Consider the following 23401-nt stretch of genomic DNA (forward strand, 5'->3'; position numbering starts at 1 on the left):
AGTCAGGACAGATGGAGCGTCCCTTCCCCACCGTGGCCGTCGTCGGCCTCGGCACGATGGGTGCCGGTGTCGCGGTGGCGGTCGCCAGGAGCGGCCGCCGGGTGATCGGCATCGAGGCCGGCGCGGACTCGGCCGCCCGGGCGCTGGCCCGGATCGAGGAGGCGACCGCGCACGCGGTCGCCCGGGAGCGGATCACCGCCGAGGAGCGGACCGCGCTGCTGGAGCGGATCTCGGTCGGGCACGCGCTGGCGGCGGCCGCCGACGCGGACCTGGTGATCGAGGAGGTCCCCGAGCAGCTGGAGCTGAAGCGGGAGGTCTTCGCCGAGCTGGACCGGATCTGCCCGGAGACCACGGTGCTGGCCACCGGCACCACCGCCCTGTCGGTGACCCGGATCGCCGCCGCGACCTCCCGCCCGGAGCGGGTGCTCGGCCTGCACTTCTTCAACCCGGTGCACTCGATGAAGCTGGTCGAGGTGGTCCGCACCGTGCTGACCTCCCCGCAGACCGCCGAGGACGCCGCCGCGTTCGCCCGTGACCTCGGCAAGGAGCCGGTGGCGGCCGGCGACCGGGCCGGCTTCGTGGTGAACGGCCTGCTGTTCGCGTACCTGAACCAGGCCGCCTCGATGTACGAGTCCAAGTACGCCTCCCGGGAGGACATCGACGCAGCGATGCGGCTCGGCTGCGGCCTGCCGATGGGCCCGCTGGCGCTGCTCGACCTGATCGGCGTCGACATCGCGCGCACCGTGCTGGAGGCGATGTACGAGCAGTCCCGGGACCGGCTGCACGCGCCCGCGCCGATCCTCGGCCAGCTGGTCTCGGCCGGGCTGCTGGGCCGCAAGTCCGGGCGCGGTTTCTACACCTACGAGGCGCCGGGCTCGTCCAGGGCGGTGGACGCGGCGACCGGCCCGGCCGCCCCGAAGGTGCCCGGCCGTACGGTGCGCACCGTCGGCGTCTGCGGCTCGGGCACGATGGCCACCGGCATCGCCGAGGTGTTCGCCAAGGCCGGGCACCCGGTGCTGCTGGCCGCCCGCAGCCAGGAGAAGGCCGAGCGGGCCAGGGCGCAGCTGGCCAAGTCGCTGGAGCGCTCGGTCGCCAAGGGCCGGCTGACCGAGGAGCAGCGGGACGCCGCGCTGGCGCTGGTCACCCCGGTCGGCGGGTACGCCGAGCTGGCCGACGTCGACCTGGTGGTCGAGGCGGTCGCCGAGGACCTGGCGGTCAAGCGGGAGCTGTTCGCCACCCTGGACAAGATCGTCCGCCCGGGCGCGGTGCTCGCCACCACCACCTCCTCGCTGCCGGTGATCAGCTGCGCGACCGCCACCTCGCGGCCGCAGGACGTGATCGGCATGCACTTCTTCAACCCGGCCCCGGCGATGAAGCTGGTCGAGGTGGTCTCCACCGTGCTGACCGCCCCCGACGTCACCGCGACGGTGCTGGAGCTGACCGCGAAGGTGCGCAAGCACCCGGTGGAGTGCGGTGACCGGGCCGGCTTCATCGTCAACGCGCTGCTGTTCCCCTACCTGAACGACGCGGTGCGGATGCTCCAGGAGCACTACGCGACGGTGGACGACATCGACACCGCGATGAAGCTGGGCTGCGGCTACCCGATGGGCCCGTTCGAGCTGCTGGACGTGGTCGGCCTGGACGTCTCGCTGACCATCGAGCAGGTGCTGCACCAGGAGTTCCGCGAGCCGGGCCTGGCCGCGGCGCCGCTGCTGGAGCACCTGGTGGCGGCCGGCTGCCTGGGCCGCAAGACCGGCCGCGGCTTCCGCGACCACGCGCGCCGGTGACCACCTCACGGGCCGGGGGCGAGCCGCCGCCGTACGAGGCCGGACCGGGCCCGTACGGTGGCGGCGCGGCGCCCCGCGGCAACGGCGCGGCCTACGGGAACGGGACCGCCCCCGGCGGCTCCGGCGGCCCCGGCTGGTCGCCGGGGGCGGTGTCCGCGCGCTGGCCGAGACCGGCCGTGACCGGCCCGGTCACGCCGGTGCGCCGGGGAAGGGCCGTGGTCACACCAGCCGGGCCGTGTAGCGTTCCGGGCATGGATCGGGTTCAGTCAACCACCCCTCAGCACTCCGCCGGACCGCGCGGCGCCGACCGGACGGCCGGCCCGTCCGGGGGCGCCGCGCCGGAGGCCGGCCCGGGCAGTCGCCGGGCGGCGGCGCAGCGTCAGCAGATGCGCCAGGACCTGGCCGCGGCCGCGATGGAGCTGTTCGCCTCGCAGGGCTACGAGGAGACCACGGTCGACCAGATCGCCGCGGCCGCCGGGGTGGCCCGGCGCACCTTCTTCCGGTACTTCCGGTCGAAGGAGGAGGCGATCTTCCCCGATCACGACGACACCCTGGTCCAGGTGGCCGACCTGCTGGCCAGCGCCGAGCCGGAGGAGCACCCGCTGGACGTGGTCTGCCGCGGCATCAAGGAGGTGCTGCGGATGTACGCCTCCACTCCGGGGGTGTCGGTCGCGCGGTACCAGTTGATCCGTCAGGTCCCGACGCTGCGCGAGCGGGAGATCGCCGTGGTGGCCCGGTACGAGCGGCTGTTCACCCGGTACCTGCTGGGCCGCTTCGACACCGGCGAGCCGATCCCCTCGGGCTGGCAGCGCGGCGGCGAGGACGACTCGATGCTGGCCGAGGTGTCGGCGGCGGCGGTGGTCGCGGCGCACAACCACGTGCTGCGGCGCTGGCTGCGGGCCGGCGGCCGGGGGGACGTGGAAGCGCAGCTGGACCACTCCTTCGAGGTGATCCGGCGGACCTTCTGGGCGGCCAGTGCACCGGGTGCCAGACGGCGCGGCTCGGTAGTGGCACCGGGTGCCACTGGGGACCTTGAGGACGAAGTAGTGGAAAGCGCACTGAGTGCCAGCCCCGGAGGTGAGGTGCTCATCACAGTCGCCCGAACGGACGCTCCACTGGAGGTCGTGGTGGACAGCATCCGGGCCGCACTGAGTGGCGCCCGGGGCCGCTGAGGGCCATATAACCGCAGGTCAGAGATGCACTGAGGGCCCGCGTCGAGCCATCGGCGCGGGCCCTCGGCATGCCCCCGTCAGGCCTATTCCGAGGCCTTCCGGTGCGCCGGAATTCATGACACCCAGTGTCTTTACGAGTGGCACAGGGTGCCACTACCGTGTTCTCCACCAGGTCGCGGCGCCGCGGCTCCCCACCTCGGCGCGCCGTCGTCCGGCGTTCCCACACCCCGGGAACAGTGCCAGACCAGCACTGCCAGACCCGCCCGGACCGACTCCCGGGCGGACCGCCTGACCGTCCGACCGCCCACCACCCACCTCAGCGAAGCCGGTGTCCGCTCCCGGCTCCCCCAGACGCCCTGTGCCCTTCACACAGGTACGCCTTCGGAGGCAGCCATGCAGGAAATCCTCGACGCGATCCTCAGCCCCGACACCACGTCGGCGGACTTCGCGGCGATCAAGCTCCCCGAGTCCTACCGGGCGGTCACGCTCCACAAGGACGAGGAGCAGATGTTCGCGGGCCTCGACAGCCGCGACAAGGACCCCCGCAAGTCCCTTCACCTCGACGAGGTCGCCCTGCCGGAGCTGGGCCCCGGCGAGGCGCTGGTCGCCGTCATGGCCAGCTCGGTGAACTACAACACCGTGTGGAGCTCGATCTTCGAGCCGGTCTCCACCTTCGGCTTCCTGGAGCGCTACGGCCGGCTGTCCCCGCTCACCAAGCGCCACGACCTGCCGTACCACGTGCTCGGATCCGACCTCGCGGGCGTGGTGCTGCGCACCGGAGCCGGCGTCAACTCCTGGAAGCCCGGCGACGAGGTCGTCGCCCACTGCCTCTCGGTCGAGCTGGAGTCCCCGGACGGCCACAACGACACGATGATGGACCCGGAGCAGCGCATCTGGGGCTTCGAGACCAACTTCGGCGGCCTGGCCCAGATCGCCCTGGTGAAGACCAACCAGCTGCTGCCCAAGCCCAAGCACCTCAGCTGGGAGGAGGCCGCCTCCCCCGGCCTGGTCAACTCCACCGCGTACCGCCAGCTGGTCTCGCGCAACGGCGCGGGCATGAAGCAGGGCGACAACGTGCTGATCTGGGGCGCCAGCGGCGGCCTCGGCTCGTACGCCACCCAGTACGCGCTGGCCGGCGGCGCCACCCCGATCTGCGTGGTCTCCAGCGAGGCCAAGGCCGACATCTGCCGGGCCATGGGCGCCGAGGCGATCATCGACCGCTCGGCCGAGGGCTACAAGTTCTGGAAGGACGAGCACAACCAGGACCCGCGCGAGTGGAAGCGCCTGGGCGCGAAGATCCGCGAGTTCACCGGTGGCGAGGACGTCGACATCGTCTTCGAGCACCCGGGCCGGGAGACCTTCGGCGCCTCGGTGTACGTCACCCGCAAGGGCGGCACCATCGTCACCTGCGCCTCCACCTCCGGCTACATGCACCAGTACGACAACCGCTACCTGTGGATGTCGCTCAAGCGGATCGTCGGCTCGCACTTCGCCAACTACCGCGAGGCCTACGAGGCCAACCGCCTGATCGCCAAGGGCAAGATCCACCCGACCCTGTCCAAGGTCTACTCCCTGGAGGAGACCGGCCAGGCCGCCCTCGACGTGCACCACAACAAGCACCAGGGCAAGGTCGGCGTGCTCTGCCTGGCCCCCGAGCAGGGCCTGGGCGTGCGCGACGCGGAACTGCGCGAGCGGCACCTGCCGGCCATCAACCTGTTCCGCGAGCTCGACGAGCGGAACGTCCAGCCGAGCCGGAACGTGTGAGACCACTCCGATGACCGAGCCCCAGAAGCGCGACCGCCCCTGGCTGATGCGCACCTACGCCGGACACTCCACCGCGAGCGACTCCAACGCGCTCTACCGGCGGAACCTGGCGAAGGGCCAGACCGGCCTGTCCGTCGCCTTCGACCTGCCGACCCAGACCGGCTACGACTCCGACCACATCCTCGCCCGCGGCGAGGTGGGCCGGGTCGGCGTCCCGGTCGGCCACGTCGGCGACATGCGCACCCTGTTCGACGGCATCCCGCTCGAACAGACCAACACCTCCATGACGATCAACGCCACCGCGATGTGGCTGTTGGCGCTCTACCAGGTGGTCGCCGAGGAACAGGGCGCCGACATCGGCAAGCTCACCGGCACCACCCAGAACGACATCGTCAAGGAGTACCTGTCGCGCGGGACCCACGTGTTCCCGCCCGGCCCGTCGGTGCGCCTGATCACCGACATGATCGCCTACACGGTCGGCAACATCCCCAAGTGGAACCCGATCAACATCTGCAGCTACCACCTCCAGGAGGCCGGGGCCACGCCCGTCCAGGAGATCGCCTACGCGATGTGCACCGCCATCTCGGTGCTCGACGCCGTCCGCGACTCCGGGCAGGTGCCCGCCGAGCGGATGGGCGACGTGGTCGCCCGGATCTCCTTCTTCGTCAACGCCGGCGTGCGCTTCGTCGAGGAGATGTGCAAGATGCGCGCCTTCGCCCGGCTCTGGGAGAAGGTCACGCTGGAGCGCTACGGGGTCACCGACCCCAAGCAGCGCCGCTTCCGCTACGGCGTCCAGGTCAACTCGCTGGGCCTGACCGAGGCCCAGCCGGAGAACAACGTCCAGCGGATCGTGCTGGAGATGCTGGCCGTCACGCTGTCCAAGGACGCCCGCGCCCGGGCCGTCCAACTCCCGGCCTGGAACGAGGCGTTGGGCCTGCCCCGGCCCTGGGACCAGCAGTGGTCGCTGCGCATCCAGCAGGTGCTGGCCTACGAGTCGGACCTGCTGGAGTACGGCGACATCTTCAACGGCTCCGAGGTGATCGAGGCCAAGACCGCCGCGCTGCTGGCCGGCTCCGAGGCGGAGATCGCCAAGGTGCTGGAGATGGGCGGGGTCATTCCGGCCGTGGAGTCCGGCTACCTGAAGTCCAACCTGGTCGCCTCGCACGCCGCCCGCCGGGCTCGGATCGAGTCCGGCGAGGACAAGATCATCGGCGTCAACTGCTTCGATACCACCGAGCCCAGCCCGCTCACCGCCGACCTCGACACCGCGATCATGGTGGTCGACCCGGCCTCCGAGCAGTCCGTGCTCGCCGCCCTGGAGGCCTGGCGCGGACAGCGCGACGAGGCCGCCGCCCAGGAGGCGCTGGCCGGGCTCAAGGAGGTCGCCGCCACCGAGGCCAACCTGATGCCGGCCACCCTGGCCTGCGCCCGGGCCGGGGTCACCACCGGCGAGTGGTCCTTCGCCCTGCGCGAGGTGTTCGGCGAGTACCGCGCCCCCACCGGCGTGGGCGGCGCGCCCGTCGCGGTCGCCGCCGAACCGGGCGGGGAACTGGAGCAGGTCCGCGCCGCCGTCGCCGCCACCGCCGAGGAGCTGGGCGCCGGCAAGCTGCGCCTGCTGGTCGGCAAGCCCGGCCTGGACGGACACTCCAACGGCGCCGAGCAGATCGCCGTCCGGGCCCGCGACGCCGGGTTCGAGGTGGTCTACCAGGGCATCCGGCTCACCCCGGAGCAGATCGTCTCCGCCGCCGTGGCCGAGGACGTGCACTGCGTGGGCCTGTCCATCCTCTCCGGCGCCCACACCGAGCTGGTACCCGACGTCCTGAAGCGGCTGCGCCGCGCGGGGGTGGAGGATGTCCCGGTGATCGTGGGTGGCATCATCCCGGCAGCGGACGGCGAGGCCCTCAAGGCCGCCGGCGTCGCCGCCGTGTTCACCCCGAAGGACTTCGGCATCACCACCATCATCGGCCGGATCGTGGACGAGATCCGACTGGCCAACCGGCTCCAGCCGTGGACACCCGCACCGACCGCGGCCACCAGCTGACCACTGGAAGGAACAGACCCACCCTCATGACTCCCGTCAACCGCCTGCGCCCGCGCCGCTCCTGCCTCGCCGTGCCGGGCAGCAACCCGCGCTTCCTGGAGAAGGCCCAGGGCCTCCCGGCCGACCAGGTCTTCCTCGACCTGGAGGACGCCTGCGCCCCGCTGGCCAAGGAGGGCGCCCGCCACCTCATCGTCGACGCGCTCAACAACGGCGACTGGAGCGGCAAGACCCGCGTCGTCCGGGTCAACGACTGGACCACCCACTGGACCTACCGCGACGTGATCACCGTGGTCGAGGGCGCCGGCCCCAACCTGGACTGCATCATGCTGCCCAAGGTCCAGGACGCCGAGCAGGTCAAGGCGCTCGACCTGCTGCTCACCCAGATCGAGAAGACCATGGGCTTCGAGGTCGGCCGGATCGGCATCGAGGCGCAGATCGAGAACGCCAAGGGCCTGATCAACGTCGACGCCATCGCCGAGGCCTCGCCCCGGCTGGAGACCATCATCTTCGGCCCCGCCGACTTCATGGCCTCGATCAACATGAAGTCCCTGGTGGTCGGCGAGCAGCCGCCCGGCTACGGCGCCGACGCCTACCACTACATCCTGATGCGCATCCTGATGGCCGCCCGCGCCAACGACCTCCAGGCGATCGACGGCCCGTACCTGCAGATCCGCAACCAGGAGGGCTACCGCGAGGTCGCCCGCCGCTCGGCCGCCCTCGGCTTCGACGGCAAGTGGGTGCTGCACCCGGACCAGGTCGCCGCCGCGAACGAGATCTACTCGCCCTCGCAGGAGGACTACGACCACGCCGAGCTGATCCTCGACGCCTACGACTACTGCACCTCGGAGGCGGGCGGCGCCAAGGGCTCCGCGATGCTCGGCGACGAGATGATCGACGAGGCCAGCCGCAAGATGGCCCTGGTCGTCGCGGGCAAGGGCCGGGCCGCCGGCCTGCAGCGCACCACCAAGTTCGAGATCCCGGAAAGCTGAGGGCCTGAGCCATGCAGTTCGGACGCACCTACGAGGAGTTCGAGGTCGGCGCGGTCTACAAGCACTGGCCCGGGAAGACCGTCACCGAGTACGACGACCACCTCTTCTGCCTGCTCACCATGAACCACCACCCGCTCCACATGGACACCAACTATGCGGAGAAGACCACGGACTTCGGCCGGAACGTCGTGGTGGGCAACTACATCTACTCGCTGCTGCTCGGCATGTCCGTCCCGGACGTCTCCGGCAAGGCGATCGCCAACCTGGAGATCGAGTCGCTGCGCCACATCGCGCCGACCTTCCACGGCGACACCCTGTACGGCGAGACCACCGTCCTGGACAAGTGGCCGTCCAAGTCCAAGGACGACCGCGGCATCGTCCACGTCGAGACCAAGGGCTACAAGCAGGACGGCACGGTCGTCTGCGTCTTCCGCCGCAAGGTGATGGTGCCGACCGCGACGTACATCAAGGAGCGCGGCGGCGAGCAGCCCGGCCGCCCCGAGCCGCTTTCCTGAACACTCCCTCCCTCGGGGCTCCCCTATATAGGGGAGCCCGCAGACCCCGGACGGGAAGGCCGCCGTCATCGGCCGACCCCCACCCGGTCGGGGGCCCTGCTGCCGCAGCCACGCCGGCAGGGCCCCCGGAAATCCCCCCCCCCGCTCTTTCCCAGACATTCCGGAGCCGCACGATGGGACGCCTCGCACAGACCGACGGCCTCACCGAGATCCAGCGGGACATCCTCGCCACTGTGCGGGATTTCGTCGACCGGGAGATCATCCCGGTCGCGACCGAGCTGGAGCACAAGGACGAGTACCCGACCGCCATCGTCGAGGGCATGAAGCAGCTCGGGCTGTTCGGCCTCACCATTCCCGAGGAGTACGGCGGCCTCGGCGAGTCGCTGCTCACCTACGCCCTGGTGGTCGAGGAGATCGCCCGCGGCTGGATGTCGGTCTCCGGCATCGTCAACACCCACTTCATCGTGGCGCACATGATCAACGCCCACGGCACCCAGGAGCAGAAGGAGTACTTCCTGCCCCGGATGGCCGCCGGTGAAATCCGCGGCGCCTTCTCGATGTCCGAGCCCGGCCTCGGCTCCGACGTTTCCGCCATCTCCACCAAGGGCGTCAAGGACGGCGAGGACTACGTCCTCAACGGCCAGAAGATGTGGCTCACCAACGGCGGCACCTCCACCGTGGTCGCGCTCCTGTGCAAGACCGACGAGGGCGGCGACACCCCGTACAAGAACATGACCACCTTCCTGATCGAGAAGACGGCCGGCTTCGGCCCGAACCCGACCGTCCCCGGCCTCACCGTGCCCGGGAAGATCGAGAAGATGGGCTACAAGGGCGTCGACACCACCGAGCTGGTGCTGCAGGACGTGCGGATTCCGGCCAACCGTGTCCTCGGCGGGGCTCCGGGCCGCGGTTTCTACCAGATGATGGACGGCGTCGAGGTCGGCCGGGTCAACGTCGCCGCCCGCGGCTGCGGCGTCGCCCGCCGCGCCTTCGAGCTCGGCATCACCTACGCCCAGCAGCGCTCCACCTTCGGCAAGAAGATCGCCGAGCACCAGTCGATCCAGTTCAAGCTCGCCGAGATGGCCACCAAGGTCGAGGCCGCCCACCAGATGATGGTGATGGCCGCCCGCAAGAAGGACGGCGGCGAGCGCAACGACCTGGAGGCCGGCATGGCGAAGTACCTGGCCTCGGAGTACTGCAAGGAGGTCGTCGAGGACGCCTTCCGGATCCACGGCGGCTACGGCTTCTCCAAGGAGTACGAGATCGAGCGGCTCTACCGCGAGGCCCCGATGCTGCTCATCGGTGAAGGAACTGCGGAGATCCAGAAGATGATCGTCGGACGCCGGCTCCTGGAGGAGTACAGGATCGCCGAGTGACGACCCGGCCTCCCGGCCCGGGCGCCGGGAACGCGGAGTGATCACGGGGTCGTCCGGATTGACGGACGACCCCCTCCGAACCGCCGGTCGACGGGCGTGCGGGCCCGTCCCGGCAGAGCGCCGTGCCAGCCACGGACCCGGCCTGGTCCGCCGGGTCCGGCACGGCCTCCGGACAGCGGCCGCAGGGCGTACAGCTGCAGCGACGCGCCCTGCGGCCGCTTCCGTACACCCACGACCCCCGGTACGGCCCGTGTCCCCCTCCGGGTTCCGATCGCCGCCCTGCTGAGACAAGAGTCACCAGCCGTGTCCGGTCCCTTGGGAACCGGACCGGGGCGAGCTACGGTCGTAGAGGCGGGACGCGTGTACGCGCTCCCACCGGACACATGAACGAGCAGGCGGGTTGCCCACCCACCGTGTGCTCCCGATAGCATCCACCGGGACAGCAAGCCGTCCCTCTATTACCGATCCCGCGGTGGCCCCCGTCCAGCGGCCATGATCCCCCGCGACAAAGGTCTTCGATGCCCATCAGCCCGTCCCCTCACACCTCCGTCACGGACCGCGATGCCCTCGCCGCCCCGACGGCCGGTCGGCGACCCCGCGTGACCATCGCGCGCGGAGCCACCCCCTGGTTCGTCCCCACCCTCGCCACGGCCGCCGTGACCACCGCCCTCACCCGGCGCAACGGCAAGTGGGCCCTGGCTGCGGTACCGGCCTGCGCGCTCGGCGCGGGCATGCTGTGGTTCTTCCGCGACCCCGAGCGTGAGATCGGCACGGGCAGAGTGATCTCCCCCGCCGACGGCGTGGTCCAGAGCATCGACGCGTGGCCGGACGGCCGCACCCGCGTCGCGATCTTCATGAGCCCGCTGAACGTCCACGTCAACCGGGCGCCCCTGCCGGGCACGGTGACGTCGGTCGAGCACGTCGCGGGCGGCTTCGTGCCGGCGTTCAACAAGGACAGCGACCAGAACGAGCGGGTCGTCTGGCATTTCGACACCGAGCTCGGCGACATCGAGATGGTGCAGATCGCGGGGGCCGTGGCCCGTCGCATCGTGCCGTACACGGCCGCCGGAACCAAGGTCGAGCAGGGCGAACGGATCGGCCTGATCCGGTTCGGGTCCCGGGTCGACACCTACCTGCCGGCCGGCGTCGAGGTCGGCGTCGAGGTCGGCCAGAAGACCACAGCCGGGGTGACGCGCCTTGACCGTGACTGATCCTGAAACAATCGTCGGCCTGGACGACGAGGAGACGGCCCTGCGCCGTCGCCGCTGGGCGCGCGACCGCGAGCTGCGGGCACCGCGCTCCCCCCAGCACCTGTCCACCGCCGACTTCCTGACCCTGGGGAACGCCGTCTGCGGCTTCCTGGCGATCTACTCGATCACCACCGGGGTCCTGGTCCCGCACATCACCAACCCGGACGCCGCTCCGGACCGGCACAGCGCCGCCACCGCGGTGACGCTGCTGCTGATCGGCTCGATGTGCGACCTCTTCGACGGACTGGTGGCGCGGAAGCTCCGCTCCTCCGCCCTCGGAGCGGAACTCGACAACCTGGCCGACCTGATCAGCTTCGGCATCGCGCCGGCCTACTTCGTCGCGGTCTGGGGCATGGTCTCCCAGGGCTCCAACACCAAGCTCTCGGCGCTGATCGCGCTGACCGTGCTGCTCGCGGTGGTCCTGCGGCTGGCCCGCTTCTCGACCGTCAAGATGCGGCCCGGGGTGTTCCAGGGCATGCCCTGCCCGATGGGCGCGATGACGGTCATCGCCATCGTGCTGCTCGACCCGCCGTTCCTGCCCGGTCTGCTCGCCATCTTCGGCGCCGCGTACCTCATGGTCAGCCGGATCGAGTACCCGAAGCCGCAGGGGCTGCTGGCCACCGCCACGCTCTGCTGGGTCGTCGTGGCGATCGGCTGCCTGGCCGCCTGGGCGACCGGGCTGCCGGGGGGCGACACCCTGATGCACGTCGGCGCCTTCGCCCAGATCACGCTCGCGGCCATGGCGCCGCTGCTGGTCATCCGGCGCAAGGTCGGGCAGAAGGTCGGCGACGTCCGCGCCCGGCGGGCGGAGTCGCGGCTCGGCTGAGCCTGCGTTCGCGATTTCGCGATGAGGAAGGGCCCGGAACCTGATGGTTCCGGGCCCTTCCTCGTGCTCGTTGCCGCTCGTGTTCCCGCTGTCGGGTCACGCTGCCGGGTCACGCCCCGCCGGTGTGGACGCTGAAGGCCGAGCGACGGGCCGCCCGGGCCACGCCCGGGTCCGGGTGCACCCCGGAGACCGCCGTCAGCACCGAGGCCGCCCGCGGGTGCCCGGACTGCCGGGCCCGGGCGAACAGCCGCACCGGGTCGCCCGCCGCGGCGCCCTCGACGTGGCCGACCAGCAGCTCCGTCTCACCGTGGTCCAGCACCGCGGCCGCGGTGTCCACCCACAGCCAGGCCGCGTCCTCGGCGCCCAGCACGTCCGCCGGGGAGACCCCCTCGTCGGCCCGCTCGGCCAGCCACAGCAGCGCGTACGGGCGCAGCACCGGCGCGTCCACGGCCGCCCGGACCGCCTGCTCGGCGGGCCCGCCGGCCACCCGCAGCGCCTCGAAGGCCAGGCCGCGCACCAGCGCGTCGTCGCCCCGGGCGGCGTCCAGCAGCTCCGCCACCGCGCGGTCCGCCGGGCGGGCCGCCACCCAGGCGCGGAACTCCGCCCGGGCCGGGCCCGGCGAGTAGTCGGCGCAGGCGTTCAGCAGCTCGAAGGCGCTCTGCTCGATGTGCCCGGCCGCGGTCTGGGCGACCGTGCAGATCTCCTCCAGCTTGGCCCGCACCGCCCAGTGGCCCAGCGGGGACAGCTCGGCGGCGGCGTCCCGGCGCACCACGGCACCGACGGCCGCCAGGCCGTCCAGCATCCAGTCCAGGACGGCGGCCACGTCGGAGGGCGCGGGCGGGGTGTCGATCTGCGGCGCCCGGCAGGTGCCGCGCACCGCGGACACCGCCGAGGCGGCGTGCGGGACCGGCGACAGGCCCGGGTTGCCCAGACCGGCACCGACCCGGCGCTCGTCCAGGCCGCGGCGCAGCAGCTCCAGCAGCTCGCTCTCCTGCACCGGACCGTCCACCAGGTGCAGGAAGGACAGCAGCTGCGGGGCCTGGTCGACGGCCTGGCCGGCCAGTACGGCGAACACCCCGCGCAGCGCGGCGGGCGGGACCGGGGCGAGCAGCGTCCAGGCGTCGAACAGGCCGGACCAGCCGCGCACCACGGCCTCGTCGTCGTGCTCCCAGGCGTGCAGGCGCCAGCCGGGGCCGGCTCCGCCGTCCCGGGCCTCCACCAGGCCCACCAGCAGCGCCTGGCCCCAGGCCTTGGCTGCCGCGCCGACCGTCATGGCCAGCGCCCGGCCGGCCGCCCGGGCGTCCTCCGGGAGCAGCTCGCCGCGCTTGTCGACCTCCGCCAGCTCCCCGGCCCAGCGGGCGATCCGGACGGCGTCCACCAGCATCCGACGGGCCAGCGGCGCCAGTTCGGCCGGTGCGGGGAAGCCCTCGGGTACCGGAACCCGGCCCCGGCCGGGCGCCGGCGCCGGCCCTCGTCGCCGGGGTACACCTGCCCCGCCCGGCCTGCCACCGGCGGGCCGGTGGGCCGTACCGGGGAGACGGGTCACCGTCGCACCGGTACCGATCGTCGGCGGGAGCGGGGCATCACGGTCGCGCGGGTTCCGAGACGTCACGTCGAGCAGTCTTCCCCTTGCACCGGCCTTCTGTCACATCCGGTTGTCCGTACGACCGCTCGGCCGGGGACGGGGCCCGGGCGAGACCCAGGCAAGATCGGGCAACAGAGGCAAACCGCCTGGCCGGAAACGTGTGGCGGGGGCATGCCAGGGTGGTGGCGGGGTGTCGCGCTGCCCGTTCGAGCGGTCACTCTCCGTGTCCGGGCGGGCGTCGAGGGGCGCGGGGGACGGGGCGGGGTGGAAGCGGAACACCGGGATCCGGCCAGGCCGCGGGCGCCGGCCGGAACGCGGCGCTGCACCGGAAGTCGGCCGGGCCGTCTTCCGGTGCAGCGGGTGTCTTCCGGTGCGGGGGGCGTCCGGTGCGGCGGGTGTGACCTCCGGTGCAGCGGGGGGCTCAGAGGAGGGGGGTGAGCCAGCGCCGCAGGAGTTCGCCGTAGTGGTCCGGCGCCGAGTTCCACAGGGCCGCGTGCTCGGCCCCCGGGAAGCGCTGGAGGCTCACCACGTCGTGGCGGGCCGCCGCCAGGCGCTGCACGGTGCCGAAGGGGGCCAGCTGGTCGTCCGGGCTGTGCAGCACCAGGGTCGGGACCCGCAGGTCGGTACCCTCCGCCAGGCGGGAGAAGTCCGCGAGGTCGACCCCGGTGCGGCCCTGCGCGGCCAGCGCGCCGAGCTCCGCGGCGACCCCGGTGTAACCCGCCCGGGCGGCGTCCCGGCGGGCCGAGGCGGGGAGGTCCAGGACCACCGAGTCGAGCACGATGCCGCGGACCGCCTGGGCCCAGGCCGACCGGGCCGCCGCCTGCAGGACCATGGTCGCGCCCACCGACCAGCCGTAGAGGATCACCCGGCCCGCCCCGCTGTCGAGCGCCAGCCGCACCGCCGACTCGACGTCCCGCCACTCCGTCTCGCCGAAGTGGCTGAGGCCGTCCGGCGAGGCGGGGGCGCCCTCGTCGCCGCGGTAGGTGACGGACAGCACCGGCAGGCCCAGGCGGTGCAGCACCGGCAGGACCGGGAGGGTCTGCTGGCGGTCCGCCTCGGGCCCGTGCACCAGGATCACCCAGGTGCCGCGCGTGCCGTCGACCCGCCAGGCGGGGAGCGGGCCCAGCTCACCCTCGGCGGCGGTGTCGGTGAAGGACAGGCCGAGCGCCCGGGTCGGATCGCCCAGGTGCACCCGCGGCGTGAAGCGGACCTCGGTGCCGGGGACGAGGGTGCCCCGGTCCGCCCGGACCAGCCGACGGGTGACGCCCTGCTCGTCGCGGTGCAGGATCTCCTCGACGACCGCGTGCCCGCCGTCCTCCCACTCCACGGCCCAGCGGCCCGGCCGCAGGCTCTCGGGGCGCCGGTTGAAGGTGACCCGGCCGGCCGCCAGGCTCTGCACCAGTACCGGCCCGGACTCCGATCCCCCGGCCCCCGGCCCCGCCCCCGGCCGGACCATTCGCTCGGAGGCCCGGCGGCCGATCACCAACACGGCCGCCCCCGCGGCGGCGGCCGCCACGACGGCTGCGGTTCCCCAACGCATCTCGATCCCCGCTCTGTTTCACGCACCGGACGGTTTTCGAGCACCAGTCCACCGGCGCACCGCACCCCCGGCCACCGGGCTGGCCCGTCCGGGGGACGGGGACGGGAGGGGAAGGGAGGGGACGGCGGGTGCGGGAGGGGACGGGAGGCGGCGGGCCGGGTCAGACGGGGACGGCGGGGTCCCGGGTGCTGAGGAGGTGCCAGAACCGGGGGGTGAGGGGTGGGGTGGCGGTGCGGGGACTGGCCGTGGCGCCCCAGTAGGTGGGGGCGTGGTGCTCCTGGTGGAGGACCGGGAGCACGGCCGCCAGATCGGCTTCGGGGACGGGGACGAGGCGGGCGATCGGGCGCAGCTGGGACTGCCAGCGGCCGGTCACGCACTGCCGCAGGAGGCGGTCGAGGGCCTCGCCGCGGCCGGTGGCCTCGACCAGCTCGGTGAGCCGCAGGCCCAGGGCCTGGGCGAGGGCGAGGGTCTGGTCCGGGTCGCCGTCCCAGTGGCCGGTCAGTTCGGCCCGCCGGTAGTCGGCCGGCGCCATGCCGACCCGCTCGGCGACGGTCTCCTGGGTGAGCTCGCGGGCCAGCCGGTGGTCGCGCAGGCTCGTCGGCCGACCGTCCATCAGCTCGGCGACGGGGCACCAGAGGGCGCGGGCCAGCGCGATCAGCTCGGCCTCGCCGGGCCGCGACCCGCCGAGCTCCCAGGCGAGGACGTGACCGGGGAGCAGCCGCACCCCGTGCGCGGCCATGCCCTCGGCGACCTGCTCGGGGGTCAGCCCGAGGCCGGCCCGGTGGGCGCGGGCGGCGCCGGGCGCGAACGGCACCGGGGCGGGGGCGACGGCGGGTGGCTTTCTGCGGCGCATGGCCCGAACCGTAGGCGCGGCCGGCGCGACGCCCCCAGCCGCCGAACGCACGAAGCCGGGCCGGTCGGGCCGCCGCCGCGCTGGGCGATCGCACAGGCCCGGAGCGGGCCGTTCCTGTGACCAACCCCTCCGTGACCTCGGTTGACTCCCGGATCGGGCCCGTGATGGGATCCTGGGGCCAAACGGAGGCATGGAGAGGAAGCCGGTGCGAGTCCGGCGCGGTCCCGCCACTGTCACCGGGGAGCACGCCCGGAAGTGCCACGGTGGTCCGTCAGGAGCCGCTGGAAGGCCCGGGGGTGCGTCCGACCCGGAAGCCAGGAGACTCTCGCCCCCGGTACGTCGATCCAGGGCGCGGACCCTGAGTGAGGACACCCACGCGATGCGCGCTGCCCCGCCGGACCCCGACCACGCGCCGCCGTGCGCCCGCTGACCCGCGCCGCCGCCTTCGCGCTGGGGGCCGTCGCGGGCTACGCCGCCGACGCCCGGTTCGCCGACCCGCGCCGCGGCCACCCGGTCGCCCTGTTCGGCAGCGCCGCGAACCGCCTGGAGCGGCGTCTGTGGCGCGACGACCGCGCCGCCGGGGCGGCGTACACCGCGCTGTGCGTGGGCACGGTCGCGGCCGGGGCGCTGGCCCTGGACCGTACGGTCGGCCGGCGCCCCCTGGGCCGGGCCGCGCTGGCCGCCGCGGCGACCTGGACGGTGCTCGGCGGCACCTCGCTGACCCGGGAGGCGCGCACCATCGGCCGGTCGCTCGCCGCGGGCGATCTGACGGCGGCCCGGGAGCGGCTGCCGCACCTGTGCGGGCGGGATCCGAGCGCGCTGGACGGGCCGCAGATCGCCCGCGCGGTGGTCGAGTCGGTGGCCGAGAACACCGCCGACGCCGTGGTGAACGCGCTGACCTGGGGCGCCCTGGCGGGCACGCCGGGGCTGCTGGCCTTCCGCGCGGTGAACACCCTGGACGCCATGGTCGGCCACCGCTCGCCCCGCTACGCCCGGTTCGGCTGGGCGTCCGCCCGGCTGGACGACGTCGCGGGCTGGCCGGGCGCCCGGCTGACCGCGCTGCTGACGGTGGCCGCCGCGCCCGAACCGCGGACCGCCTGGCGGGTCTGGCGCCGGGACGGCTCCGCGCACCCGAGCCCGAACGCGGGCCAGGCCGAGTCGGCGTTCGCGGGCGCGGTGGGCGTGCGGTTGGGCGGGACTCTTCAGTACGGCGAGCGAGTGGAGCACCGGCCGGTGCTGGGGGCGGAGCTGCGGCCCGTGACGGTGGACGACATCGAACGGGCCTGCGCGCTGTCCCGGCGGGTGGGCGTGCTGGCGCTGGGTACGTCCGTCGCGGGGCATCTGGCGATCCGTCTGTGGAGGAGGGGCACGGCATGAGCAACGCGCTGCTGGTCGCGGGGACGACCTCGGACGCGGGCAAGAGCGTGGTGACGGCCGGGATCTGCCGTTGGCTGGTCCGGCAGGGGGTGCGGGTCGCGCCGTTCAAGGCGCAGAACATGTCGCTGAACTCCTTCGTCACCGCCGACGGTGCCGAGATCGGCCGGGCCCAGGCGATGCAGGCGCAGGCCGCCCGGGTGGAGCCGGAGGCGGCGATGAACCCGGTGCTGCTGAAGCCCGGCGCGAACGGCCGCAGCCAGGTGGTGCTGCTCGGCCGGGCGGTCGCCGAGGTGGGCGCGCTGGACTACCGGGAGCGCAAGCCCGTCCTCCTGGAGCGCGCCCTGGAGTGCCTGGCGGACCTGCGGGCCCGCTACGACGTGGTGGTCTGCGAGGGCGCCGGGTCGCCCGCCGAGATCAACCTGCGCGACCGGGACATCGCCAACATGGGCCTGGCCACGGCCGCCGCGCTGCCGGTGGTGGTGGTCGGGGACATCGACCGCGGCGGGGTGTTCGCGGCGATGTACGGCACGCTCGCACTGCTGTCGGCGGAGGACCAGCGGCACGTGGCGGGCTGGTTCGTCAACAAGTTCCGCGGCGACGCCCGGCTGTTGGCGCCCGGGCTGGAGATGCTGCGCGAGCTGACCGGCCGGCCGGTGCTGGGCACCCTGCCGATGCTGCCGGGGCTGTGGCTGGACGCCGAGGACTCGCTGGACCTGTCCACCGTGGCGGACCGGGCGGACGGGCCCGGCCCGCTCGGGGCGGACGTGCTGCGGGTGGCCGTGGTGCGCTTCCCCCGGCTGTCCAACTTCACCGACCTGGACGCGCTGGCGCAGGAGCCGGGCGTGCTGGTGCGCTGGGTGACCCGGCCGGAGGAGCTGGCCGACGCCGACCTGGTGGTGCTGCCCGGCACCCGGGCCACCGTGGCCGACCTGGCCTGGCTGCGCGAGCGCGGCCTGGAGCCGACGCTGAAGGCGCGGGCGGCGGCCGGGCTGCCGATCCTCGGGGTGTGCGGCGGCTACCAGATGCTGGCGCGCTCGATCGAGGACGAGGTGGAGTCCGGGGCCGGAACGGTCGACGGGCTCGGGCTGCTGCCGACACACGTCCGCTTCAGCGCCGAGAAGGAGCTGGCGCGGCCGGTCGGCATGGCCTACGGGCAACGGGTCGAGGGCTACGAGATCCACCACGGGGTCGTCTCCGTGGAGGGCGGCGAGGCGTTCTTCTCCGATGACCGCGGGCAGGACCTGGAGGGCTGCCGGGTCGGCCCGGTCCTGGGCACCACCTGGCACGGCGCGCTGGAGAACGACGGCTTCCGCCGTGAACTCCTGCGCGAGGTCGCCGAATCGGCCGGCCGGGCGTTCGTCCCGGCGCCGGACACCTCGTTCGCCGCGGCGCGCGAGGCCCGGCTGGACCGGCTGGGCGACCTGATCGAGGAGCACGCGGACACCGACGCGCTGTGGAAGCTGATCGAAGGCGGGGTGCCGGCGGCCGGAACGCTGCCGTTCCTCCCGCCCGGGGCACCTGGGAGTGACGCATGAGTGACGTCCGCTATCCGTTCACCGCGATCGTCGGCATGGCCGACCTGCGGCTCGGGCTGCTGCTGAACGCGGTCTCGCCGGCCGTGGGCGGCGTGCTGGTGCGCGGCGAGAAGGGCACCGCCAAGTCGACCATGGTGCGCGCGCTGGCCGGGCTGCTGCCCGCCATCGCCGCCGTGGACGGCTGCCGGTTCGCCTGCGACCCGGCCGCGCCGGACCCGCAGTGCCCGGACGGCCCGCACCACGCCCCGGCGGGCTCGGAACGGCCTTCCCAGCTGGTCGAGTTGCCGGTCGGCGTGGCCGAGGACCGGATCGTCGGCTCGCTCGACCTGGAGCGCGCGCTGGCCGAGGGCGTCAAGGCGTACGAGCCGGGGCTGCTGGCCAAGGCGCACCGCGGCGTGCTCTACATCGACGAGGTCAACCTGCTCCAGGACCACGTGGTGGACCTGCTGCTGGACGCCGCCGCGATGGGCCGCTCGTACGTCGAGCGCGAGGGCGTGTCGGTGCGGCACGCGGCGCGGTTCCTGCTGGTCGGCACGATGAACCCGGAGGAGGGCGAGCTGCGGCCGCAGCTGCTCGACCGCTTCGGGCTGACCGTCGAGATCGCCGCCACCCGGGACCCGGCCGAGCGCGCCGAGGTGGTCCGGCGCCGGCTCGCGTACGACGCGGACCCGGCCTCGTTCGCCGCGCGGTTCGCCGAGGACGAGCGGGCGCTCGCCGGACACATCACCGCCGCACGGGAGTTGCTGCCGAAGGTCGAGCTCACCGAGGTGGCGCTGCGTCAGATCACCGCCGTCTGCGCGGCGTTCGAGGTGGACGGGCTGCGCGCGGACATCGTGATGGCCCGCACCGCGGTCGCGCTGGCCGCCTGGGCGGGGCGCACCGAGGTGCTGGAGGAGGACGTCCGCAAGGCCGCCCAGCTGGCCCTGCCGCACCGGCGGCGACGCAACCCCTTCGACGCCCCGGGGCTGGACGAGGAGCAGTTGGACCGGACGCTGGAGGAGCACGCCCAGCCGGACGACCCGCAGCCGGACGACCCGGAGCCGGAGCCCGAGGGCGACGGTCCGGGCGATGACGGCCCGGGCGACGGCGGTCCGGACGGCGGCGGCGACGGCGGCCCCGGCGGCGGCCCGGACGGCGGCGGCGCACCCGAGCCGTCGGCCCCCGAGAACAGCACGACGGACCCCGCGGCGGACTCCACCGCGGCGCCCGAGGCGCCCGCGCAGCAGCCCGTACCGGCCCAACACCCCTCCCCCGCACGGGAGTCGGCGCCGGTGGCGGCCGGCGACCCGTACCGGACCAGGCTGTTCAGCGTGCAGGGCACCGGCCACGGTGCCCAGGGCCGCCGCTCCCCCGCCGAGACCACCGGCGGGCACACCATCCGGGCCCGCCGGCCGCAGGGCATGCTCAGCCGACTGCACCTGACCGCGACCCTCCAGGCCGCCGCGCCGCACCAGGTGGCGCGCGGGCGGGCCGGCCGGGCACTGGTGCTGCACAAGGACGACTTCCGCGAACAGGTGCGCCAGGGACGGGAGTCCAACCTGGTGCTGTTCGTGGTGGACGCCTCCGGCTCGATGGCCGCCCGGCAGCGGATGACCGCCGTCAAGGGTGCGGTGCTGTCGCTGCTGATGGACGCCTACCAGCGCCGGGACAAGATCGGCATGATCACCTTCCGGGGCGCGGACGCCGAACTGGCGCTGCCGCCCACCTCCTCGGTCGAGGTCGGCGCCGCCCGACTGGAGACGCTGCCCACCGGCGGGCGCACCCCGCTGGCGGCCGGCCTGCTGCGCGCCCACGAGGTGCTGCGGGTGGAGCGGCTGCGCGACCCGAACCGGCGTCCGCTGCTGGTCGTGGTGACCGACGGCCGGGCCACCGGCGGGCGCGACGCACTCGCCCGCTCGCAGCGCGCGGCCGCGCTGTTCGCCGCCCAGGGCACCGCGAGCGTGGTGCTGGACTGCGAGTCCGGACCGGTCCGACTGGGCCTGGCCCGCACCCTCGCCGGGCTGCTCGGCGGCAGCGCCGTCAGCCTGGACGAACTGCGCGCGGAGGGCGTCGCCTCGCTGGTCCGCGCCAACCGTGCCGCGAATCCCGCGACTTCTGCGACTTCTGCGACTTCGATGCGAAAGGCGGCCTGAGCCGACATGCCCAAGGGTGTTCCCGAGAGCGTTCCCGACGACGGCCTGACCACCCGCCAGCGCCGTACCCAGCCGATCACCGCCGTGCACACCGGCCCCGGGAAGGGCAAGTCCACGGCCGCCTTCGGGATGGCGCTGCGGGCCTGGAACCAGGGCTGGTCGGTCGGGGTGTTCCAGTTCGTGAAGTCCGCCAAGTGGAAGGTCGGCGAGGAGAACGCGCTGCGCGTGCTCGGCGCCTCCGGCGAGGGCGGCACCGTCGACTGGCACAAGATGGGCTCCGGCTGGTCCTGGATCCAGCGCTCCGCCGAGCAGGAGATGACCAGCGAGGAGGCGGCCAAGGAGGGCTGGGAGCAGGTCAAGCGGGACCTCGCGGCCGAGACCTACCGCTTCTACGTGCTGGACGAGTTCACCTACCCGATGCACTGGGGGTGGATCGACCCGGCGGAGGTCGTCGCCGTGCTCCGGGACCGCCCGGGCAGCCAGCACGTCGTCATCACCGGCCGGTACGCGCCCGAGGCGCTGACCGACGTCGCGGACCTGGTCACCGAGATGACCAAGGTCAAGCACCCCATGGACGCCGGCCGCAAGGGCCAGCGCGGCATCGAATGGTAGTCCCGCACCAGTGAACGTTCCCCGCCTCGTCATCGCCGCGCCCTCCTCCGGGGCCGGCAAGACCACCGTCGCCACCGGCCTGATCGCGGCACTCGCCGCGCGCGGGCTGGCGGTGTCGCCGCACAAGGTCGGCCCGGACTACATCGACCCGGGCTACCACGCGCTGGCCGCCGGGCGGCCGGGTCGCAACCTGGACGCCTTCATGTGCGGTCCGGAGCGGATCGCGCCGCTGTTCCTGCACGGCGCGGCGGGGGCGGACGTCGCGGTGGTCGAGGGGGTCATGGGCCTGTTCGACGGGGCCTCCGGGCGGGGCGAGCTGGCGTCCACCGCGCACGTGGCCAAGCTGCTGCGGGCGCCGGTGGTGCTGGTCGTGGACGGCTCCTCGCAGTCCCGCTCGGTGGCCGCGCTGGTGCACGGCTTCGCGTCCTGGGACCCGCAGGTGCGGCTGGCCGGGGTGATCCTCAACCGGGTCGCCTCCGACCGGCACGAGCACCTCCTGCGCGAGGCCCTGGAGGAGGGCTCCGGGGTGCCCGTGCTGGGCGCGCTGCGCCGCTCGGCGGCGGTGGCCACGCCGTCCCGCCACCTCGGGCTGATCCCGGCGGTGGAGCGCTCGGCGGAGGCGCTGCGGGCCGTCGCGGACATGGGGGCGCTGGTGGCGGCCTCGGTCGATCTGGACGCCCTGCTGGAACTCGCCCGCACCGCGCCGGAGTTGGACGCGGAGCCGTGGGACCCGGCGGCCGAGGTCGCGCCGGTCGCCGGGGTCGGGGGATCCGACGGGTCGCTCGGCGGGCGGCCGCGGATCGCGGTGGCGGGCGGCGCGGCGTTCTCCTTCTCGTACGCCGAGAACGCCGAACTGCTCGGCGCGGCGGGCGCGGAGGTGGTCCCCTTCGACCCGCTGCACGCCTCGGCGCTGCCGGCGGGAACGGCGGGGCTGGTCATCGGCGGCGGGTTCCCGGAGCTGTACGTACGGGAGTTGAGCGGGAACGCCGCGCTGCGCGACGCGATCGCCGCGTTCGCCGCGGCCGGCGGGCCGATCGCCGCCGAGTGCGCCGGACTGCTGTACCTGGGGCGGGAGTTGGACGGCCTGCCGATGTGCGGGGTGCTGGACACCAGCGCCCGGATGACCGAACGGCTCACCCTCGGCTACCGGGAGGCCGTCGCCCTGCACGACTCCCCGCTCGCCCCGGCCGGCAGCCGGGTGCGCGGGCACGAGTTCCACCGCACGGTCTGCGAGCCGGGCGCGGGCGACCACCCCGCCTGGGGCTGGCGGCTGCCCACCGGGCCGCGCACCGAGGGCTTCGCCGCGGGCAACGTGCACGCCTCGTACCTGCACCTGCACTGGGCCGGGGCGCCCGCGCTGGCCGTCTCCTTCGCGGCGGCCGCGGCGGAGTTCAGCGCCGGCCGGCGGGACAGCGCCGGCTGACGCCCGCGGTTAATGCCGGGGCGAGGCGTGCCGCGCGCTCCTAGGATGCCCGCATGCCTCATGTGATCGTTCTCAACGGCGGCTCCAGCTCGGGCAAGTCCAGCATCGCCCGACGCCTTCAGGAACTGCTGCCGGAGCCCTGGCTGCACCTCGGCGCGGACACCATGGTGAGCGCGCTGCCGCCGTGGCTGCTCGGCGGCGGCGACGGCATCGGTGGCCTGGACGACGGGGACGGCACGGTGGAGGTCGGGCCGGTCTTCGCCCGGCTGGACGCCGCCTGGACGCTGGGCGTCGCGGCGATGGCCCGGGCCGGGGCCCGAATCGTGGTGGACGAGGTGTTCCTCGGCGGGGCGGCCTCGCAGCAGCGGTGGCGCGCGGCGCTGGCGGACCTGGAGGTGCTCTGGGTCGGCGTGCGCTGCGACCCGGCGGTGGCCGCCGCCCGGGAGGCCGCACGCGGCGACCGGGTCGGCGGGATGGCCGCGGCGCAGGCCGAGTCGGTGCACGAGGGGGTCGGGTACGACCTGGTGGTCGACAGCTCGCGGGCCTCGGTGGACGAGTGCGCGGGGCTGATCCTGGCGCGGATGACGACCGGGAGGTGAGCCACCGGGAGGTGAGCGACCGGGC

18 protein-coding genes and 1 riboswitch are annotated in these 23401 nt (G+C 73.8%); of the genes, 15 read left to right on the plus strand and 3 right to left on the minus strand.

The genetic code is table 11. The features are described from left to right. Positions 1–11: 11 nt before the first annotated feature. The 9 genes from ABTZ03_RS05690 (at position 12) to ABTZ03_RS05730 (ending at position 11720) form a co-directional block, all read left to right on the plus strand. The gene (locus ABTZ03_RS05690; RefSeq protein WP_350511578.1) at positions 12–1787 is read left to right on the plus strand and encodes a 3-hydroxyacyl-CoA dehydrogenase family protein; all 1776 of its coding nucleotides are present in this window, start codon (positions 12–14) and stop codon (positions 1785–1787) included. A gap of 251 nt (positions 1788–2038) precedes the next feature. Continuing rightward, entirely contained in the window at positions 2039–2959 is a 921-nt protein-coding gene (locus ABTZ03_RS05695) for a TetR family transcriptional regulator (RefSeq protein WP_350511579.1), read from the plus strand. A gap of 393 nt (positions 2960–3352) precedes the next feature. Continuing rightward, positions 3353–4723, plus strand: coding sequence for a crotonyl-CoA carboxylase/reductase (ccrA, locus tag ABTZ03_RS05700; protein WP_350511580.1), 1371 nt, complete (start codon positions 3353–3355; stop codon positions 4721–4723). 10 nt (positions 4724–4733) lie between these two features. Continuing rightward, positions 4734–6764: an ethylmalonyl-CoA mutase gene (locus tag ABTZ03_RS05705; protein ID WP_350511581.1), complete on the plus strand. Its 2031-nt coding sequence runs from the start codon at positions 4734–4736 to the stop codon at positions 6762–6764. Positions 6765–6790: 26 nt separating this feature from the next. Beyond that, positions 6791–7753: an HpcH/HpaI aldolase/citrate lyase family protein gene (locus ABTZ03_RS05710; RefSeq protein WP_350511582.1), complete on the plus strand. Its 963-nt coding sequence runs from the start codon at positions 6791–6793 to the stop codon at positions 7751–7753. A gap of 11 nt (positions 7754–7764) precedes the next feature. Continuing rightward, positions 7765–8268: a MaoC family dehydratase gene (locus ABTZ03_RS05715; RefSeq protein ID WP_350511583.1), complete on the plus strand. Its 504-nt coding sequence runs from the start codon at positions 7765–7767 to the stop codon at positions 8266–8268. Between the two features lie 173 nt (positions 8269–8441). Continuing rightward, on the plus strand, positions 8442–9644 hold the full coding sequence (locus ABTZ03_RS05720) for an acyl-CoA dehydrogenase family protein (protein ID WP_350511584.1): 1203 nt from the start codon (positions 8442–8444) through the stop codon (positions 9642–9644). A 518-nt stretch (positions 9645–10162) separates the two neighbouring features. Next, positions 10163–10855 carry a phosphatidylserine decarboxylase gene (locus tag ABTZ03_RS05725; protein WP_350511585.1) on the plus strand — a complete coding sequence of 231 codons (693 nt, stop codon included), beginning with the start codon at positions 10163–10165 and terminating at the stop codon, positions 10853–10855. Beyond that, positions 10842–11720: a CDP-alcohol phosphatidyltransferase family protein gene (locus ABTZ03_RS05730; protein ID WP_375894011.1), complete on the plus strand. Its 879-nt coding sequence runs from the start codon at positions 10842–10844 to the stop codon at positions 11718–11720. The genes ABTZ03_RS05725 and ABTZ03_RS05730 overlap by 14 nt, the downstream gene beginning before the upstream one ends. 109 nt (positions 11721–11829) lie before the next feature. Here ABTZ03_RS05730 and ABTZ03_RS05735 read toward each other — a convergent pair whose 3' ends face one another. The 3 genes from ABTZ03_RS05735 to ABTZ03_RS05745 all read right to left on the minus strand — a co-directional run bounded on the left by ABTZ03_RS05735 (position 11830) and on the right by ABTZ03_RS05745 (position 15698). Continuing rightward, positions 11830–13104, minus strand: a complete 1275-nt coding sequence (locus ABTZ03_RS05735) for a hypothetical protein (RefSeq protein ID WP_350511586.1) — start codon at positions 13102–13104, stop codon at positions 11830–11832. Positions 13105–13726: 622 nt separating this feature from the next. Next, a complete protein-coding gene (locus tag ABTZ03_RS05740; protein ID WP_350511587.1) occupies positions 13727–14845 on the minus strand; it encodes an alpha/beta hydrolase family protein in 1119 nt (372 codons plus the stop codon). 160 nt (positions 14846–15005) lie between these two features. Continuing rightward, complete coding sequence (locus tag ABTZ03_RS05745; RefSeq protein WP_350511588.1) at positions 15006–15698, minus strand: helix-turn-helix domain-containing protein; 693 nt, start codon at positions 15696–15698, stop codon at positions 15006–15008. A 196-nt stretch (positions 15699–15894) separates the two neighbouring features. Then, a riboswitch (cobalamin riboswitch) is annotated at positions 15895–16022 on the plus strand. 93 nt (positions 16023–16115) lie between these two features. Between ABTZ03_RS05745 and ABTZ03_RS05750 the strand changes: the two genes are divergently transcribed. The 6 genes from ABTZ03_RS05750 to ABTZ03_RS05775 are packed head-to-tail and all read left to right on the plus strand — an operon-like array spanning position 16116 to position 23376. Further along, positions 16116–17075 carry a cobalamin biosynthesis protein gene (locus ABTZ03_RS05750; RefSeq protein WP_502894392.1) on the plus strand — a complete coding sequence of 320 codons (960 nt, stop codon included), beginning with the start codon at positions 16116–16118 and terminating at the stop codon, positions 17073–17075. Continuing rightward, a complete protein-coding gene (locus ABTZ03_RS05755) occupies positions 17072–18610 on the plus strand; it encodes a cobyric acid synthase (protein WP_350511589.1) in 1539 nt (512 codons plus the stop codon). The genes ABTZ03_RS05750 and ABTZ03_RS05755 overlap by 4 nt, the downstream gene beginning before the upstream one ends. Continuing rightward, the gene (locus ABTZ03_RS05760) at positions 18607–20742 is read left to right on the plus strand and encodes a putative cobaltochelatase (RefSeq protein WP_350511590.1); all 2136 of its coding nucleotides are present in this window, start codon (positions 18607–18609) and stop codon (positions 20740–20742) included. Before ABTZ03_RS05755 ends, ABTZ03_RS05760 begins: the two co-directional genes overlap by 4 nt. Positions 20743–20748: 6 nt before the next feature. Next, positions 20749–21354 carry a cob(I)yrinic acid a,c-diamide adenosyltransferase gene (cobO, locus tag ABTZ03_RS05765; RefSeq protein ID WP_350511591.1) on the plus strand — a complete coding sequence of 202 codons (606 nt, stop codon included), beginning with the start codon at positions 20749–20751 and terminating at the stop codon, positions 21352–21354. Between the two features lie 10 nt (positions 21355–21364). After that, complete coding sequence (locus ABTZ03_RS05770) at positions 21365–22777, plus strand: cobyrinic acid a,c-diamide synthase CobB (RefSeq protein ID WP_350511592.1); 1413 nt, start codon at positions 21365–21367, stop codon at positions 22775–22777. Positions 22778–22830: 53 nt separating this feature from the next. Further along, positions 22831–23376: a chloramphenicol phosphotransferase CPT family protein gene (locus tag ABTZ03_RS05775; protein ID WP_350511593.1), complete on the plus strand. Its 546-nt coding sequence runs from the start codon at positions 22831–22833 to the stop codon at positions 23374–23376. The last annotated feature ends 25 nt before the right edge of the window (positions 23377–23401 follow it).

Origin of the sequence: Kitasatospora sp. NPDC096077, from assembly GCF_040303245.1 — a bacterium.
Taxonomy (GTDB): domain Bacteria; phylum Actinomycetota; class Actinomycetes; order Streptomycetales; family Streptomycetaceae; genus Kitasatospora.

Coding starts and splice junctions, on each gene's coding strand:
- ABTZ03_RS05735 (WP_350511586.1), bottom strand. CDS start 13,104: ATGCTGGTGGACGCCGTCCGGATCGCCCGCTGGGCCGGGGAGCTGGCG.
- ABTZ03_RS05755 (WP_350511589.1), top strand. CDS start 17,072: ATGAGCAACGCGCTGCTGGTCGCGGGGACGACCTCGGACGCGGGCAAG.
- ABTZ03_RS05720 (WP_350511584.1), top strand. CDS start 8,442: ATGGGACGCCTCGCACAGACCGACGGCCTCACCGAGATCCAGCGGGAC.
- ABTZ03_RS05740 (WP_350511587.1), bottom strand. CDS start 14,845: ATGCGTTGGGGAACCGCAGCCGTCGTGGCGGCCGCCGCCGCGGGGGCG.
- ABTZ03_RS05775 (WP_350511593.1), top strand. CDS start 22,831: ATGCCTCATGTGATCGTTCTCAACGGCGGCTCCAGCTCGGGCAAGTCC.
- ABTZ03_RS05725 (WP_350511585.1), top strand. CDS start 10,163: ATGCCCATCAGCCCGTCCCCTCACACCTCCGTCACGGACCGCGATGCC.
- ABTZ03_RS05690 (WP_350511578.1), top strand. CDS start 12: ATGGAGCGTCCCTTCCCCACCGTGGCCGTCGTCGGCCTCGGCACGATG.
- ABTZ03_RS05715 (WP_350511583.1), top strand. CDS start 7,765: ATGCAGTTCGGACGCACCTACGAGGAGTTCGAGGTCGGCGCGGTCTAC.
- ABTZ03_RS05760 (WP_350511590.1), top strand. CDS start 18,607: ATGAGTGACGTCCGCTATCCGTTCACCGCGATCGTCGGCATGGCCGAC.
- ABTZ03_RS05695 (WP_350511579.1), top strand. CDS start 2,039: ATGGATCGGGTTCAGTCAACCACCCCTCAGCACTCCGCCGGACCGCGC.
- ABTZ03_RS05710 (WP_350511582.1), top strand. CDS start 6,791: ATGACTCCCGTCAACCGCCTGCGCCCGCGCCGCTCCTGCCTCGCCGTG.
- ABTZ03_RS05745 (WP_350511588.1), bottom strand. CDS start 15,698: ATGCGCCGCAGAAAGCCACCCGCCGTCGCCCCCGCCCCGGTGCCGTTC.
- cobO (WP_350511591.1), top strand. CDS start 20,749: ATGCCCAAGGGTGTTCCCGAGAGCGTTCCCGACGACGGCCTGACCACC.
- ccrA (WP_350511580.1), top strand. CDS start 3,353: ATGCAGGAAATCCTCGACGCGATCCTCAGCCCCGACACCACGTCGGCG.
- ABTZ03_RS05705 (WP_350511581.1), top strand. CDS start 4,734: ATGACCGAGCCCCAGAAGCGCGACCGCCCCTGGCTGATGCGCACCTAC.